The sequence below is a fragment of the Paraburkholderia phymatum genome, assembly GCF_040965635.1.
Taxonomy (GTDB): domain Bacteria; phylum Pseudomonadota; class Gammaproteobacteria; order Burkholderiales; family Burkholderiaceae; genus Paraburkholderia; species Paraburkholderia phymatum_B.
The window spans coordinates 1-255 of sequence record NZ_JBFRCH010000167.1 but is presented as its reverse complement, the minus strand read 5'-3'; the positions used below and the strand labels follow the sequence as shown (position 1 = coordinate 255).

Genomic DNA, 255 nt, shown 5'->3' with positions numbered 1-255 from the left:
GCGCCCAGCATTCCATCGCCGAGCCGCTCAGGCCGTGCACGAGGAACAGCGGCGTTCCCGTCCCGGCGCGCATGGGCACCAGAATCGGCGACGACGGCAACGATGTGCGATCCTCGATGATCCCGGCGAGGCGCGAGATCGTCGGCGCGATCACCAGCGTCGCGAGTGGCATCGTGTAGCCCGTCGACTGACGTACTTCGGCGAGCAGCCTTGCCCCGAGAAGCGAATTGCCACCCAGTTCGAAGAAATTGTCAT

1 protein-coding gene is annotated in these 255 nt (G+C 65.1%); it reads right to left on the bottom strand.

The window, feature by feature from the left end; all coding sequences use genetic code 11:
- Positions 1-255: phosphopantetheine-binding protein (locus AB4Y32_RS40640; protein WP_368726599.1), on the bottom strand; the 255-nt coding region annotated here is incomplete at both ends.